At 65.7% G+C, this 15,641-nt stretch carries 14 protein-coding genes; 7 read left to right on the top strand and 7 right to left on the bottom strand.

Annotation, left to right across the window (positions count from 1 at the left end; genetic code table 11):
* Positions 1-40 precede the first annotated feature (40 nt).
* The 3 genes from wecB to ASG11_RS09060 all read left to right on the top strand — a co-directional run bounded on the left by wecB (position 41) and on the right by ASG11_RS09060 (position 5,072).
* Positions 41-1,180 (top strand): non-hydrolyzing UDP-N-acetylglucosamine 2-epimerase, encoded by a 1,140-nt coding sequence (wecB, locus tag ASG11_RS09070; RefSeq protein ID WP_055778007.1) that lies wholly within the window; start codon positions 41-43, stop codon positions 1,178-1,180.
* Positions 1,164-2,462: a UDP-N-acetyl-D-mannosamine dehydrogenase gene (wecC, locus tag ASG11_RS09065; RefSeq protein ID WP_055778004.1), complete on the top strand. Its 1,299-nt coding sequence runs from the start codon at positions 1,164-1,166 to the stop codon at positions 2,460-2,462. The genes wecB and wecC overlap by 17 nt, the downstream gene beginning before the upstream one ends.
* Before the next feature lie 531 nt (positions 2,463-2,993).
* Positions 2,994-5,072, top strand: coding sequence for a S8 family peptidase (locus ASG11_RS09060; RefSeq protein WP_055780602.1), 2,079 nt, complete (start codon positions 2,994-2,996; stop codon positions 5,070-5,072).
* A gap of 11 nt (positions 5,073-5,083) precedes the next feature.
* Here the strand turns inward: ASG11_RS09060 and ASG11_RS09055 are convergent, their stop codons facing one another.
* The 4 genes from ASG11_RS09055 to rpsU all read right to left on the bottom strand — a co-directional run bounded on the left by ASG11_RS09055 (position 5,084) and on the right by rpsU (position 8,464).
* On the bottom strand, positions 5,084-6,100 hold the full coding sequence (locus tag ASG11_RS09055) for a hypothetical protein (RefSeq protein WP_055778000.1): 1,017 nt from the start codon (positions 6,098-6,100) through the stop codon (positions 5,084-5,086).
* A gap of 431 nt (positions 6,101-6,531) precedes the next feature.
* Positions 6,532-7,401: a UTP--glucose-1-phosphate uridylyltransferase GalU gene (galU, locus tag ASG11_RS09050; RefSeq protein WP_055777997.1), complete on the bottom strand. Its 870-nt coding sequence runs from the start codon at positions 7,399-7,401 to the stop codon at positions 6,532-6,534.
* 118 nt (positions 7,402-7,519) lie between these two features.
* Entirely contained in the window at positions 7,520-8,152 is a 633-nt protein-coding gene (locus ASG11_RS09045; RefSeq protein WP_055777992.1) for an FKBP-type peptidyl-prolyl cis-trans isomerase, read from the bottom strand.
* Between the two features lie 105 nt (positions 8,153-8,257).
* Positions 8,258-8,464 (bottom strand): 30S ribosomal protein S21, encoded by a 207-nt coding sequence (gene rpsU, locus ASG11_RS09040; protein WP_034160206.1) that lies wholly within the window; start codon positions 8,462-8,464, stop codon positions 8,258-8,260.
* Positions 8,465-8,712: 248 nt separating this feature from the next.
* On the opposite strand from rpsU, the gene ASG11_RS09035 reads away from it, so the two are divergent.
* The 4 genes from ASG11_RS09035 to cysS all read left to right on the top strand — a co-directional run bounded on the left by ASG11_RS09035 (position 8,713) and on the right by cysS (position 13,410).
* A complete protein-coding gene (locus tag ASG11_RS09035; RefSeq protein WP_055780599.1) occupies positions 8,713-9,432 on the top strand; it encodes a response regulator in 720 nt (239 codons plus the stop codon).
* Complete coding sequence (locus tag ASG11_RS09030; protein WP_055777990.1) at positions 9,419-10,708, top strand: ATP-binding protein; 1,290 nt, start codon at positions 9,419-9,421, stop codon at positions 10,706-10,708. The genes ASG11_RS09035 and ASG11_RS09030 overlap by 14 nt, the downstream gene beginning before the upstream one ends.
* A 92-nt stretch (positions 10,709-10,800) precedes the next feature.
* On the top strand, positions 10,801-11,712 hold the full coding sequence (locus ASG11_RS19105; protein WP_055777987.1) for an intradiol ring-cleavage dioxygenase: 912 nt from the start codon (positions 10,801-10,803) through the stop codon (positions 11,710-11,712).
* Positions 11,713-11,910: 198 nt separating this feature from the next.
* On the top strand, positions 11,911-13,410 hold the full coding sequence (gene cysS, locus ASG11_RS09020) for a cysteine--tRNA ligase (protein WP_201781300.1): 1,500 nt from the start codon (positions 11,911-11,913) through the stop codon (positions 13,408-13,410).
* Between the two features lie 111 nt (positions 13,411-13,521).
* Here the strand turns inward: cysS and ASG11_RS09015 are convergent, their stop codons facing one another.
* From ASG11_RS09015 to modA, 3 genes are read right to left on the bottom strand one after another with little or no spacing between them, the layout of a single operon-like run.
* On the bottom strand, positions 13,522-14,130 hold the full coding sequence (locus ASG11_RS09015) for an ATP-binding cassette domain-containing protein (RefSeq protein WP_055777981.1): 609 nt from the start codon (positions 14,128-14,130) through the stop codon (positions 13,522-13,524).
* Entirely contained in the window at positions 14,120-14,809 is a 690-nt protein-coding gene (gene modB / locus ASG11_RS09010) for a molybdate ABC transporter permease subunit (RefSeq protein ID WP_055777978.1), read from the bottom strand. Before modB ends, ASG11_RS09015 begins: the two co-directional genes overlap by 11 nt.
* A gap of 13 nt (positions 14,810-14,822) precedes the next feature.
* Positions 14,823-15,593, bottom strand: coding sequence for a molybdate ABC transporter substrate-binding protein (gene modA / locus ASG11_RS09005; RefSeq protein WP_055777977.1), 771 nt, complete (start codon positions 15,591-15,593; stop codon positions 14,823-14,825).
* Positions 15,594-15,641 lie beyond the last annotated feature (48 nt).

Raw genomic sequence — 15,641 nt, 5'->3', positions numbered from 1 at the left:
GTTAGCGCCACCTTAAGCCCTTGCTCCTATCCATGGCAGCATGACTGCGCCCAAACCCCGCAAAATCCTCGTCGTCTTCGGCACCCGTCCGGAGGCGATCAAGCTGTTTCCCGTCGTCGCCGCGCTGAAGGCCGTGCCGGGACTCGACGTGCGCACCTGCGTCACCGCGCAGCATCGCGGGCTGCTCGATCAGGTGCTGGGCATCGCCGGGCTCGTGCCCGACATCGATCTCGACATCATGGAACCGGGGCAGAGCCTCGACCGCCTCACCGCGCGCCTGCTCACCGGCCTGGGCGAGGTGATGGACGGCGAGAAACCGGATCGCGTGATCGTGCAGGGCGACACCGCCACCGCGATGGTCGGCGCACTGACCGCTTATTATCGCAAGATCCCGGTCGGCCATGTCGAGGCGGGGCTGCGCTCGGGCAACATCTATCAACCCTGGCCGGAGGAGGTGAATCGGCGAATCGTCGCGCCGATCGCCGACCAGCATTTCGCCCCCACCGAAACCTCGGCCGAGGCGTTGCGGCGCGAGAATATCGACCCCGCCACGGTCCACGTCACCGGCAACACGGTGATCGACGCACTCCATGCGACGCAGGCCAAGCTCGCGCTCGATCCTGGCCTTGCTTCGGGCCTGGACGATATCGCGGCGCGGTTTGCCGACAAGCGCGTCATTCTCGTCACCACGCACCGACGCGAGAATTTCGGCGGCGGCATGGCCAACATCGCCCGCGCCATCCAGCGCATCGCCGATCGTCCCGACACCGCGATCCTCTTCCCGGTCCACCCGAATCCAAATGTTATCAGCGTGATGGACGAGATGTTGGGCAACCGCCCCAACGTCGCCCGCGTCGATCCGCTCGACTATCCCCACTTCGTCCGCGCCCTCGGCCTGTGCGAGATCGCGCTCACCGATTCGGGCGGCGTGCAGGAAGAAGCGCCTGCTCTGGGCAAGCCGGTGTTAGTGATGCGGGAGACGACCGAGCGCCCCGAAGGCGTCGTAGCCGGCACCGCGAAACTGATCGGCACCGATGCCGACCGGATCGTTTCCGAAATATCAACCCTCCTCGACGACAAGGGCGCGTACTCGGCCATGGCCCGCGCCCACAATCCGTTCGGCGACGGCCATGCGTCCGAAAGGATCGCAGGGGTGATTGCCGATGGTTTCGGATGCTGAACTGAACGTCGTCGTCGTCGGGCTGGGCTATATCGGGCTTCCCACCGCCGCCGTCATCGCGCGCACCGGCGCGAAGGTGCTGGGCATCGACGTGCACCAGACCGTCGTCGACACGGTCAATTCCGGCAAGGTGCATATCGAGGAGGTCGATCTCGACGGCCTCGTCTCGGGTGTCGTCGCGCGTGGCAACCTGCGCGCCTCAATGCAGATCGCGCCGGCCGACGTGTTCGTCATCGCAGTTCCGACCCCGTTCGCCGACGATCACGCACCGAATATCGGCTATGTCCTGCGCGCCGCGACGACGATCGCCACGGTGCTCAAGACCGGCGACACGGTGATCCTCGAGTCCACCTCGCCCGTCGGCACGACCGAGAAGGTGCGCGATCTGCTCGCCGAGTTGCGCCCCGATCTGAAGATTCCCGGTCGCTCGCCGGAAAGCCCGGACATCGCCATCGCCTATTGCCCGGAGCGCGTGCTGCCCGGCCGCATTCTGGTCGAACTGATCGACAACGATCGCGTCATCGGCGGCATCACCCCGCGCTGCGCGCGCAAGGCGCTCGCCTTCTACAAGCGCTTCGTGCGCGGTGCGTGTGTCACCACCACGAGCCGCGCGGCGGAAATGACCAAGCTCACCGAAAACGCCTTCCGCGACGTCAACATCGCCTTCGCCAACGAATTGTCGCGCGTGGCGGACACGATGGAGGTCGACGTGTGGGAGGTCATCCGCCTCGCCAACCGTCACCCGCGCGTCAACATCCTGTCGCCCGGCCCCGGGGTCGGCGGACATTGCATCGCGGTCGATCCGTGGTTCCTGGTCCATGCCGATCGCGACAACACGCCGCTGATCCGCACCGCCCGCGAAGTGAACGATGCGAAATGCGATTATACTGTCGATCGCGCAGCCGACCTGATTGCGGCCAACCCGCATCTTCAGGTTGCGTGTCTCGGCCTGGCCTTCAAGGCGAACATCGACGATTTCCGCGAAAGTCCCGCCCTCAAGGTCGCAAGCGATCTTGCCAGACGCTTCGGCAGCCGCATCCATGTGGTCGAACCCTATGCCGACACGCTGCCGGGCGATTTCGACGGGACGGCTGCGACACTGACCGACATCGACACCGCGATCGAGACCTGCGGCATCATGATCGTGCTTGTCGATCATGACGTATTCAAATCCGTGCCGGTGGACGAACGCGTCGGAAAGCTCGTCTACGACACGCGCGGGATCTGGCCCGACCAGCCCCGCATTGCCGCCCGGCCGGAACCGTTGCGTCTGGTGGTTTAAAGGCTTTTCGCGCCGGCCCGACCGATTGTAACGTCGACGACCTATGATATGATCGGGCCGGAAATTGGTCGGCATCAGGTGCACGTCGTTCCACCGGCCCGGTAGACGGGTCGTGCTTTCCAATGGGGCGGGTTTAGAACGATGGCGACGAGTCGCGCGAAACTCATGGATGCCGTTCGCCTGTCGCGAATCGGCCTGACGCAGACATCGGCCCTGGCCGCGTGCCTGTTGCTCGCCGGATGCGGCGGCAGCGACAGCGGCGTGAACAGCGTGCCAACTCCGGTCGCGTCGCCCACTCCAGTTCCGACGCCAACACCTACCCCGGCGCCAACACCCACACCGACTCCGACGCCCACTCCAACTCTGACGCCGACGCCAACTCCGACGCCAACACCCACGCCGACGCCCACTCCCGCTCCGACGCCTACGCCTACGCCTACGCCAACGGCTTCGCCCACCCCGACACCGACCCCGACCCCGACGATCAATTACGACACCGTGAAATATCGCGCGACGGTCGGCGCCGTGTCGATGAACGCGTTGGCAGCCTATCAGGCCGGTGCGACCGGTGCCGGGATCAGGGTCGGTATCGTCGATAGCGGCGTCGATGCCGCCAGCCCGGAATTTGCCGGCCGCATATCGACGGCATCGGCCAACGTCGCCGGTGGCACGGGCACGGACGACGAGGGCGGCCACGGCACCGCCGTCGCCTTTACGATCGCGGGGACGGGCGTAAACATCAACGCGCAGGGCGTGGCGTTCAACGCCAGCCTGATCGTGCTGCGTGCCGATACGCCGGGCAGTTGCGCGACCACGGACGGGTGTTCGTTCAACGACAGCGCCATCGCGCGCGGCATCGATGCGGCGACCACGGGGGGGGCGCGCGTCATCAACCTGTCGCTCGGCGGATCATCGCCCAATTCCAGCGTGCTGTCCGCCATCAATCGCGCGACGGCGGCGGGGGTGATCATCGTCGTCTCGGCCGGCAACGAGTCCGCCGCCGACCCCGACCTGTTCGCGCAGTTTGCCAGCAATACCGCCATCTCGCGCGGGCTGGTGATCATCGCCGGCTCGGTCGGTGCCAGCGACACGATCTCGTCGTTCAGCAACCTCGCGGGCAGCTTCGCAAATTATTATCTCGCGGCCGTCGGAGAAAATGTCCGCGCGCCATGCGACAATGTTCAAATCTGTCTGTGGCGGGGCACGTCCTTGTCGGCGCCGCAGATTTCTGGTGCCGTCGCGCTATTGGCCCAGGCTTTCCCCAATCTCACCAGCAGCCAGATCGTGAGCGTCCTGTTCTCGTCCGCCCGCGATGCCGGAACGGCCGGCGTCGACAGCACCTATGGGCGCGGCATCCTCGATCTCACCCGCGCCTTCCAGCCGATCGGCACCGCCTCGGTCGCGGGCGGCACCGGTGCCATTTCGCTGACGAGCAACGCCACCCTGTCGGCACCGATGGGCGATGCGGCGCAAGGTGCGCTCGGTGCGGTCATTCTCGACGGTTACAGCCGAGCCTTCGCCGTCGATCTCTCGCATACGATCAACCGCGTCGGCATCGCGCGCAATTTCCTGAACTCACTCCAATCCAGCACGCGCAACATCGCCTCCGCAATCAATGGCATGGCGGTTCAGGTCACCTTAGCCTCGACTCCCAATGGCGGCGTTTCGGTCGAACGCCTGATGCTCTCGCCAACTGACGGACAACGTGCCCGGGCGATCGCCGGCATCGTCACGCAACGGCTGGGCAGCGCCGCGCAATTCGCAATGGGCTTCGCGCAAGGCGGCTCGACGCTCGCCGCGCAACTCGTGGGACGCCGGGACCCCGCCTTCCTCGTTGCGCGCGAACCGCTCTCCGATCAGGGCTTCGACAGCCGCGCCAAGGGTTCGGCGGCGCTGCGCAACCGCTTCGGTGCCTGGGGCCTGACGGCGTCGATGGAAAGCGGCGAAGTGCTCAACCCGGGAGAGGCCGGCATCCTCGCCACCCGGCGTGCAATATACCGCCGGTCCGGATATGATCGCACTGCCCTGTCCTTCGATCGGCAGGACGGCGCGCTCGCAACCGGCCTCTCCTTCTCGCGGCTCGGCGAGCGCGAAACCGTGCTTGGCGCACATTTCGGCAACGCCTTCGGCGCGACACGCGCGACCAGCTGGTTCATCGATGCCGTCGCACGCCTGGAGTCCGGCGACGGCTGGTATATCGGCGGATCGATGCGGCAGGGCTGGACGAGCGCCGACGTGCGTGGCGGCCTGTCCGGATCGGGGCTGATCCGCACCGACGCCTTCGCCGCCGATCTCGGCAAGGACGGGCTGTTCGCGCGCGGTGACAGTTTCGGCCTGCGCCTGGCGCAGCCGTTGCGCGTATCGCGCGGTGGGCTCGATCTGCGCCTGCCGACCAATTACGATTACGCCACCGGCACCCCCGACGCCTGGCTGACGCAGCGCCTCAATCTCGCCCCGACCGGCCGTGAAATGGATTTCGAGGCGCGCTACAGTTTCGGCTTGCTCGGCGGTACGCTGCAGACCAATCTGTTCTGGCGTCGCGACCCCGGCAATTACCTCGCCCTACCCGACGATCGTGGTGGCGCGCTGCGATACGCGGTGGCCTTCTGACCGAGGATGGGTCAGGCCGTGCTCGGCCGGGTGCTCGCCAGCGACCATTGTTCGCTTCCCGGCCAGCGCCAGAGCCCGACCGCCCGCATCACGGGTTTGACGGCTGTGCGCGGCACACGGGCACCGCCCTCGAGCATATTCCGCGCCACGATCAGCGATCGGCGCGCATGGGCTAACCGGGTCGCGAAGGGATTGCGTTGCGCGATATGCAGATCGATCGCGACGCGCGATGACCTGAAATTGCCGCCGGCGGCACGCACCACGACCCGGGTCTTAGACCTCGAAGCAAACGTGAGAGGATACTGCGCTGCGACCCCGTGGGCCGCTTTCGCGGTCTTCACGAACGACCGCCGCGCGTCCGAGGACGTGGTGGGAAAGGGGGGCGCCGGCTGCACGGCAGGCATCCTGCGCGACGCGTTCAAAGACCGGCTCGCCAATACGGCCTTAGCCGGGATCGATGTGGCGGTCTTCAAGCCCGATCGGCACGGCGCTCCAGCATCGCCGCCGCAACGCGCCGCGGCCAGCGTTTCAACGTTCGCCCGCGCCACCGCAAGTCGGCGGGCAGCTTCCGCCCGGTGCAGTCGGATCCGCAAATCCGCGATGCGATCCGCATCGGCCCCTTCGGCACGAAGCGTCTCCATCCGCTGTTTCAACAGCGACACCCGCTTTGCATGCGCAGCGATCACCGCATCGATCACGGTGCCGGAAGAGGTAGCGTCTTCATCCTCGGCAATAGTGAAATCGGTCAGCCGGATCGCGCCCGCAGACGACGGCGCAGTTCCATCCTCCGGCTGTTCGACGATGCGCCGCCGCACCTCGGCGCTGATCGCCGCGCCCAGCGATCCGCCGTCCCTGGACTGCTCGCTCAGGGGAGCATCGACGATGATGTAAGGGCGGACCGATTGCGCATCGGCGGCGGGCGTCGCGGCGGTGGGGGTGATGGACATCGCCGACCTCGCGACCGCCGGTTGCGCGGCAAATGCCAGCGGCGACGCAAGATACAGCGCCCTGGTCGCAATTCCCGCCATGATCGCCCCCGATCCTGTTAACCAAGAAATATGTCAGACTTGCGGGACTTGGGGTCGTTACGCAACAGCAAAGAAAAGATCGGCCGGTCGAAACATCAATTCTCGCCGCCGATGTCGTCCGCCGGACATGGCCAAATGGTGAATGCTCCGGAGTAGAGACTGGGACGCTCGTCTCACCGAGAGTATTTGTCGGTCGCAGGCTTCCAAATGATACGTGTCGCGATCAGAGGCTCGGGACGAAAGGGCTGACGACGTCTTGAACGGATCGACATTGAGTATTTCGTCCTCCCGAGACAGTCCCGGCGGGACGGCGAATAGAGAGCACATGCGCGCCAACGGCTGAATGTCGACCGGCACACAGGCAGAGATATGCCGCAGTTGCCCGGGGGCGTGCTATCCGATGGCCGCTTGCCCGGAAGCGACCCCGGCGATCAGCGCAGCAGATCGACCGCGAATGCGCGCACGGCGTCGCCGATATCCGCCCGACCGAGCGCAACCGCAAGGTTGGCCTGAACATATCCCGCCTTGTCACCGCAATCGTAGCGCCGGCCGTCGAACGTGACGCCGTGGAACGGCTGGTCGCCGATCATCTTCGCCATGGCGTCGGTCAGTTGGATCTCGCCGCCGGCACCCTTTTGCTGCGTTTCCAGCACGCGCATCACTTCGGGCTGGAGAATGTAGCGGCCGATTACCGAGAGGTTGGACGGCGCGGTGCCGGGCGCCGGCTTCTCGACCAGGCCCTTGACCTCGGTCAACGATCCGTCGCGCGCGCCGGGCGTGATGACGCCATACATATGCGTTTGATCTTCGGGCACTTCCTGCGCGCAGATCAGATTGCCGCCGACCTTGTTGTACGCCTCGACCATCTGCTTGAGGCATCCGGGCTTGCCGACCATGAAATCGTCCGCCAGCAACACCGCGAACGGCTCGTCGCCGACGATGTCGCGTGCGCACCATACGGCATGGCCCAGCCCCATCGGCTCCTGCTGGCGAACATAGGCAACGGCACCCGGCTTCAACCGCGTGCGCTCCAGAATCTCGAGCGACTTGCCGCGCCCCGACATCGTCGCCTCGAGTTCATAAGCGATGTCGAAATGGTCCTCGATCGCGGACTTTCCGCGACCAGTGACGAAGATCATCTGTTCGATCCCCGCCTCCAGCGCCTCGTCCACCGCGCACTGGATCAGCGGCCGATCGACCACCGGCAACATTTCCTTGGGCATCGCCTTCGTCGCCGGCAGGAATCGCGTTCCAAGGCCACCGACCGGAAACACTGCCTTGCGCAATGGCTTGAAATTCATGTCTTTTCCATCCCGAGAAGATACGCCCGCCACCTTCCCTAAAAGCAGCGCGATCCCTTTGGAAGTGTGGAGGGCGAGACGGGGTCGCGACGATCGGCCGACACGCGGCCGACAGATCTTACCGACCCGGCACGGTGCCGGCTGGCGGTCCTTCCGCTCCGGGCATTCCGCCCGGCGCACCACCCTGTTGCTGCTGCATCATCTGCTGCTGCATCTGCATCCGACGAACCGTTTCCATCGGCAGGAATTCGATCAGCTCGACGTCGAACACCAGGACGTTCTTGGAAAGCTTCTCCATCTGCGGGTCCATCGGCGGCGCGCCTTCGGGGCGCGGGCCGCCATACCCGAGCGACGGCTTGATCCAGAAGCGGTACTTGGCCCCCTTGTTCATCAGCTTCAGCGCTTCGGAGAAGCCCGGCACGACACCGGTCACCGGCATCGGGGTTGGCTGCTGCGACTTGTCGAAGGTGGTACCATCAGGCAGCTTGCCCTCGTAGTTCACCAGCGTGACGTCAGTATCGGTCGGGTGTGGACCGGCACCGGGCGCAATGATCTGATATTGCAGGCCCGAGGCGGTTTCCACCACGCCCTTGTGGCGCTTGTTCCGGGCGAGGAAATCCGTGACCGGATCGCCGGGCGCGGCGGCCGCGAGCAGGAAGGCAGCGCCGATCGCGGCGATCACACCGATCCAGATGGCAACGATCACGCCGCGCTTGGTCGGCTGCAACGGAACTGCGGTGACGGTCGACATCGGTGGGCAGCCTTCGCATCGACGGCGCGCCGCCGGCTATAATGTACGTGAAACGGCGCGAATTCGCGGGCGGCACGTCATGCCGCCGGCGATCCGGCCAAGGTCTTACCGGGCGCCGTCGCGCTCCAGGCGCTTCCGCTCCAGCTTGCGCGCGCGACGGACGGCGGCGGCGCGTTCGCGCGCACGCTTTTCCGACGGCTTCTCGTAATGCCGGCGCAGCTTCATCTCGCGATACACACCTTCGCGCTGCAGCTTCTTCTTGAGAGCGCGCAGCGCCTGATCGACGTTGTTGTCGCGAACGATGATTTGCATGTTGTGTAGACGCTCCGAATCGAAATAGCAGACAGTCGTCGCAGACATCCGTCCGCGCCGTGAAGGCGAGCGCCCTAGCAGCGACCGTTCGGCGTTTCAAGGCGAAACGGCACCGGACGGCTGTTGCCTCGACGCAACACCTGCGGCCGAAATGCCATTCATTGCAGCGGTGCAATGCGGCGGATACGTTGGCCGGCGATGCCCGACACATGCTTCAAACCGCTCCCGTGCTTCATGCCGTCGTCGACATGGATCTAGAAACCCGCCTGCTGATCGTCGACGACGATCCCGGAATCCGCGAGTTGACCGCCGCCTTCCTATCCGGCCATGGGTACATCGTCGACACCGCCGCCGACGGGGTGGAGATGCGCGCGGCGATGGCGCGTTCCAACTACGCTCTCATCGTGCTCGACGTGATGATGCCGGGGGAGGATGGGCTGAGCATCCTGCGCTCGATCGATCGCGCGACGGCACCTGCCGTGATCATCGTGTCGGTGATCGGGCAAGAGGTCGACCGGATCGTAGGACTCGAGATGGGGGCCGACGACTACCTCGCCAAACCGGCCAATCCACGCGAACTGCTGGCGCGCGTGCGGTCGGTGCTCCGCCGCGGCCAGGGCGCCACGCCGGCCATTCCGTCCGGCCCGCCCGCGCGAGGCTGGGTACGCTTTGCCGGGTGGCGGCTGGATCCGATCGGGCGCGAGCTAATCGATCCCGACGACATCGTCATCAACCTGTCCGACGGCGAATTCCGCCTGCTGCTGGCGTTCGTCGAACATCCCCGCCGCGTGCTCAGCCGCGACATGCTGCTCGATCTTTCGCGCGGCGCGAATGCGGAACATTTCGATCGGGCGATCGACGTGCAGGTCAGTCGGTTGCGGCGCAAGCTGACGCGGGACGGGCATGACGACCTGATCCGCACGGTGCGCAACGAAGGCTATATGTTCGTGCCCGATGTCACGCACTAATCGCGCCCATTCGATTGCGGTCCCGATTTTCCTGCTGGTGATCGCGTCGGTCGTCGCGATCGCCCTGGTGCTGTTCACCGTCACGTTCCGCGGCCCCCCGCCCCGGCCCGCGCCGTTGCCGCTGGCCGCGATCGCCAGCGCCCTGCGCACCGGTGCGGACCTGCCGCCGCTGGACATCAGGACCGTCGTCACGATCGCCGATACGGCGCCGCAGCCCTATCATCCCGACGACGAACGTCCGGCCGCGACCATCGCGCTGCTGGCCAAGATGCTGGATCACGATCCTGCCGACATTCGCCTGTTCACCATGTTCCCGCAAAGCGATCCGACCGAAGTGCGCGGCAAGTTCACCGCGGCGTTCCGCCTGCCGGACGGTCGCTGGCGGATCGTCGATGCGACGCGCCCGAGCCTGTTGACCAGTTGGCACATGTTGACCTTGCAGACGCTGTGCTTCGCGCTGCTGGTGCTCGGCATATTGGCATGGTGGGTGGCGCGTGCAATCTCGCGGCCGTTGCGCAAGCTGGCCGACAGCGCGGCGATGGCGCGGGTCGGCGTACCGCTGTCGGATCTGCCGGAAGGCGGGTCGCGCGAGGTGCGCGACCTGACCCGATCTGTCTCCGCCATGCACCGTCGCCTCGCGCAACATGCCGAGGGGCGCACGACCATGCTGGCTGCGATCGCGCACGACCTGGGCACGCCGCTTTCGCGCCTGGCCTTTCGCGTCGAACAATTGCCCGACGATGCGCGCGCGCGCGCCAATGCGGATATCGACGAGATGCGCGCGATGATCGCCGACGCGCTGCGTTTCGCCCGGGACGGGGCCAGCGGCACCGATCGGCAGCGCGTCGATCTCGGCAGCCTGCTCGACAGCCTGATCGAGGACATGACGGCGACCGGCGCGGCGGTATCGATCGACCCCGGCGGCCGGGCGATCGTGCGGGGCGATCCGGGGGCGTTGCGACGGCTGTTCGTCAATCTGGTCGAGAATGCGCTGCGCTATGGCGACCGCGCCGTCGTGACGTGGTGGATCGTCGACGAGACGGTCGAAGTGTTCATCGAGGATGACGGCCCCGGCTTCGATCCGGCACAGGCCGAATCGCTGTTCGAGCCGTTCGTGCGCGGCGATCCGTCGCGCAACCGTGCGACGGGCGGCACCGGCCTGGGCCTCGCCATCGTCCGGTCGATCGCCGAGACGCATGGCGGCACGGTGGCATTAGGCAGCCGGGATGATCAGCCGGGCGGACGAGTCACGGTAAAGCTTCCGATCGACGGCTGAAATATTCGGTAACACTACGGCCACGCCGCGACACATCACGGTGACACTTCGCGCCTAATCATGGCTTCGACAACAGCCCATGAGGAAGCGGAATGCACGACCACGACCATCACGACGAAGATCATGATCGCGGCTTGGCGCATGATCTTCAGGTGATGAGCGCGATGGTCGAACGTCGTCGTGCCCTGAAATGGTTCGCCGGGGCCGGTACGGTCGCGCTGGTCGCGGGTTGCGGCGGATCGGACTCGGGGTCGACCACGGTCGTCGCCGGCAACGCCTCCACGCCGACACCCACGCCCACGCCGACACCCACTCCGACGCCGACCCCCACCGCGACGACGAGCAGTGCCTGCATCGCCGACCCGACCGAGACCAACGGCCCCTACCCGGCCGACGGCACCAACACTTCGAGCGGATCGACCAGCAACGTGCTGACGGCCAGCGGTATCGTGCGCAGCGACATCCGCTCCAGCTTCCTGTCCTCGACCACCACGGCGACCGGCGTGCAGCTTCGGTTGACGCTGAAGGTGGTCGACGTGAATTCGGCCTGCGCCGCGCTGGCGGGCTATGCCGTGTACATTTGGATGTGCGACCGCCAGGGCTATTATTCGCTCTATACCATTCCCGGCGAAAGCTATCTGCGCGGCGTGCAGGTGACCGACGTCAACGGCGAGGTGACCTTCACGATGATCTTCCCCGGCTGTTATCCGGGGCGCTTTCCACACATCCACTTCGAGGTCTTCTCCTCGTTGGCCGCGGCCACGAGCGGACGCTATGCCGTGCTCATCTCGCAACTCGCCCTGCCCTCGGCCATCTGCACGCTCGTCTATGCCGACACGACGACCTATCCCAGCAGCGCGACGAACCTGCGTGCCGCCCCGCTGTCCAGCGACATGATCTTCGCCGACAACACAGCCGCCCAGATCGCGCAGCAGACGCCGACGCTGACGGGCAGCACGACGGCAGGCTATACCGGCACGGTGCTGATCGGCATCGCGCGGTAAGGCCAAGAGTTTCACGGTTGGCACGGCGTATACCCCCTGCGTCGTGTCGCCCCGGTCGGATCGCCCCATCCGGCCGGGGCCCCTTTGCGCCTTGGTGACTCCTTCATCGGCGCGTTCCTCTGCCATCCGGGGGGATGGCAGGCGGGCTGCGACGGTGCGGCGTTTGCAGCACGGTCGCAGCCCGCTATGGCTGCCCGCATGACCGCTACCCCGCTTACGCTCTACAATAGCCTCAGTCGCAGCCTGGAAACCTTCACGCCGCTCGATCCCGACAACGTGCGCGTCTATTCTTGCGGGCCGACGGTCTACAATTACGCGCATATCGGCAATCTGCGCGCCTATGTGTTCACCGACACGCTCAGCCGGGTGCTGACGTGGAAGGGCTACAACCTCACCCACATCATCAACATCACCGATGTCGGACACCTGACGTCGGACGCGGATGCCGGCGACGACAAGATGGAGGCGGCCGCGCGGGCGCGATCGATGAGCATCTGGGACATCGCCGCGCATTACACGGCAGCCTTCAAACAGAATCTGAAGGACCTCAACATCCGCGAGCCAAGCCGGTTCCCGCTCGCCACCGATCATATCCAGGATATGATCGAGTTCGGCGTGAAGATCGGCGCACACTGCTACGAACTCGAGAGCGGCCTGTATTTCGACACCTCGACCGTACCCGATTACGGCCGCCTCGCCGGCACGCGCGAGGACGACCGCGAGGGCCGGATCGACCCCGTCGCCGGCAAGCGCCACCCGCAGGATTTCGCGATCTGGCGCAAGAGCGAACCCGGCGAGAACCGCCAGATGGAATGGGATTCCCCCTGGGGCAGAGGCGCGCCCGGCTGGCACCTCGAATGCTCGGTCATGAGCCAGAAATATCTCGGCGCGAATTTCGACATCCACACCGGCGGCATCGACCATCGCGAGATCCACCATCCCAACGAGATCGCGCAGAACCAGGCGCATTGCGAATGCGCGGACACCGGCGCAGCCTTCTGGATGCACAACAATTTCCTGGTCGAACGCTCTGGAAAGATGAGCAAATCCGGCGGCGGGTTCACGACGTTGCAGACTTTGGTGGATGCCGGATTCCATCCGTTGGCGTATCGGATGATGTGCTTGCAGGCGCATTACCGGAGCGAGTTAGAATTCAGTTGGGAGAATTTGATCGCGTCACAGACCCGCCTTAAACGCCTCTTGATGACCTTCGATGAGCTCCACGGCCAATTGTCCAGCCATACCACTCTGCTCAACGCAAACAGTCTACCGGCGCTTGAAACATTGGCTCCGCAAAACGCTGAACTCACAAACCCTAGTGTCATTAATAAATTAGCCGAATTTGACGCAGCAATGAGCGACGATCTCAACACGGCAAAGGCGCTGGTGGCACTCGAACAAATGCTCGGTTTGAAAAAGACCGACGTCGCTCAGAAGCTGTCTGCCGCGGAAGACATGCTAGCCGTTCTAGGGCTGGAATTTCATTTGCTTGGCTTGCAGCGTACGGATTTGCGCATTCGTCCCACCACCGCGACAATTTCCGAAAACGAAATCCAAGTTCGCCTCACCGAACGGCGCGAAGCGCGCTCCGCAAAAGATTTCGCCCGCTCCGATTCAATACGTGACGAGCTTGCTTCGCTTGGAGTTGAGGTGATGGACGGTGACCCGCTCGGCTGGGATTGGCGTATTTCGTTTTAAGCTCCCACTCCGTTCGCCCTGAGCCTGTCGAAGGGCGTGCCCAAGCCCGCGGGCCCGTTTGGGGCACGTGCTTCGACAAGCTCAGCACGAACGAAGATTGGGTGAAACCAATCACCGCCCCATCGGCACGATCCGCGTGCCCAAACGCTCCGCTTCGCCCGCATCGTGCGTCACCATCAACACCGGCAGCTTTACCATATCGCGGATATGCTCGATCGCTGACATGACCTCCCCACGTCGCGCGGCATCCAGCGACGAGAGCGGCTCGTCCAGCAGCAGAAACGCCGGATCGCTGAGCAGCGCCCGACCAATCGCCACGCGCCGCGCTTCGCCACCAGAGAGACTGCGCGGCCAGCGATCGAGCAGGTGCGCTATACCGAGAAACGCGACTCGCGCCTCATCGAGAGCAGACGTCGGCGCGCCATAGAGGAGGTTCGCGCGCACCCTGAGATGCGGAAACAGCCGGGCGTCCTGAAAGACATAGCCAGCGCGGCGGCGCTCGACCGGCAGGTCGATGCCGGCCGCCGAATCGAACAGCGTCTCGCCACCGACCCGGATCGCTCCACGATCGGGCCGCAACAGGCCGGCGACCATGTTGAGCACGCTCGTCTTGCCCGCGCCGGACGGCCCGAACAGGATCGTAACGCCCTCCCCCGCCGTCAGGTCGAGCGCGATATGGGTGTCGCCCAGCTGCCTGGCGACGTGGATCTCAAAGGACATGCAACCCCCTGCCGCTGCGCCGTGCGAGCAGTTCGGACGCGACCAAAGCAGCCAGCGACAGCGCCACCGCAATCGCCGCCAATCGCAACACCATCGCCTCCCCGTCCGGGCGCTGCAATGCGCTGTAGATCGCCAGCGGCAAGGTCTGCGTCTGGCCGGGGACGTTCGAGACGAAAGTGATTGTCGCGCCGAATTCGCCGATCGATCGCGCGAATCCGAGGACCGCGCCGGCCAGCACGCCGGGCATGCTCAGCGGCAGGGTAATCGTCGCGAACACCCGCCACCGCCCTGCACCCAACGTCGCGGCGGCGTTTTCCAGCCGCCGGTCGACCGCTTCGATCGACAGGCGCATCGCGCGGACCATCAGCGGCAGCGCCATGATGCTCGAGGCGATCGCCGCCCCGGTCCAACGGAACAGCACGCTGACGCCGAACCAGTTCTGCAGCACCGCACCCACCGGCCCGGTCGGTGCGAACGCGATCAGCAACAGCCAGCCCGTCACCACCGGCGGCACCACCAGCGGCAAATGCACCACCGCATCGAGCAGCAATTTGCCGCGAAACCTCCCGCGTGCCAGCGCCCAGGCGAGCGCGAAGGCGATCGGCAGCGTGACCAGCAATGCCACGCCACCGACCTGCAACGTCAGCGCGACGATGCCCCATTCGTCGGGCGTCAGCATCGCGGCGGTAACCTCACCGCGCGGAGAAACCGAACTTCACGAAGATCGCCTTGCCCTCGCGCGACACCAGGAAGCGGCGGAAGGGTTCGGCTTCCGGGTTGGTTGAGGTGACCAGACGGGCGAGCGGATAGACGATCGGCGGATGGCTGGCCTGCGGGAAGATGCCGGCCACGCGCACGGTAAGCGACGCGCGGGCATCGGTCGCATACACGATGCCGAACGGTGCCGCCTGCCGTTCGACCAACGCGAGCGCCGCCCGGACGTTCTCCGCCTGCACGACCCGCGGCGCTACCGCCGCCCAAACGCCGAGCCATTCGAGCGCGGTCTTACCGTATTTGCCCGCCGGGACGCTCGCCGTATCGGCCATCGCCAGCGGTCCCGCGCCGAGCGTGGCGGCCAGCGCCCGCGCGGGGCGGAGCGGGATGCGGGTGTGGCGGCCTTGCGCTTCCACCACGACCAGCCGGTTGCCGAGGAAGTCGCTCCGCGTGCCCCTTGCGATCAGCGACTTCGCGGCCAGCGCATTCATCCAATCCTCGTCCGCCGACGCGAACAGATCGGCCGCCCCGCCCGACAGCACCTGCCGCGCCAGCGCCGAGGATGACGCGAACGAGATCACCGGCCTGGGATGCCCCTTCCTCGCCCAGGCATCGGCGGCGGCCGTCATCGATTCCTGGAGACTGGCGGCGGCGAGCACCAGCGGCGGGCGCGGCTGGGCCTGGCCGAGAGTCGGCACGGCGCAGAGCAGAGCCGCCGCGATCCAGCCGGTGATGCCTTTGAGTGTCATGGGCGATCTCCCTGTGCCGCGTCTCGACTTACGATGGGAAGGCGCCGC

Origin of the sequence: Sphingomonas sp. Leaf357, assembly GCF_001423845.1 — a bacterium.
Lineage (GTDB): Bacteria > Pseudomonadota > Alphaproteobacteria > Sphingomonadales > Sphingomonadaceae > Sphingomonas.
This window is presented reverse-complemented; position numbering and strand designations above follow the sequence as displayed.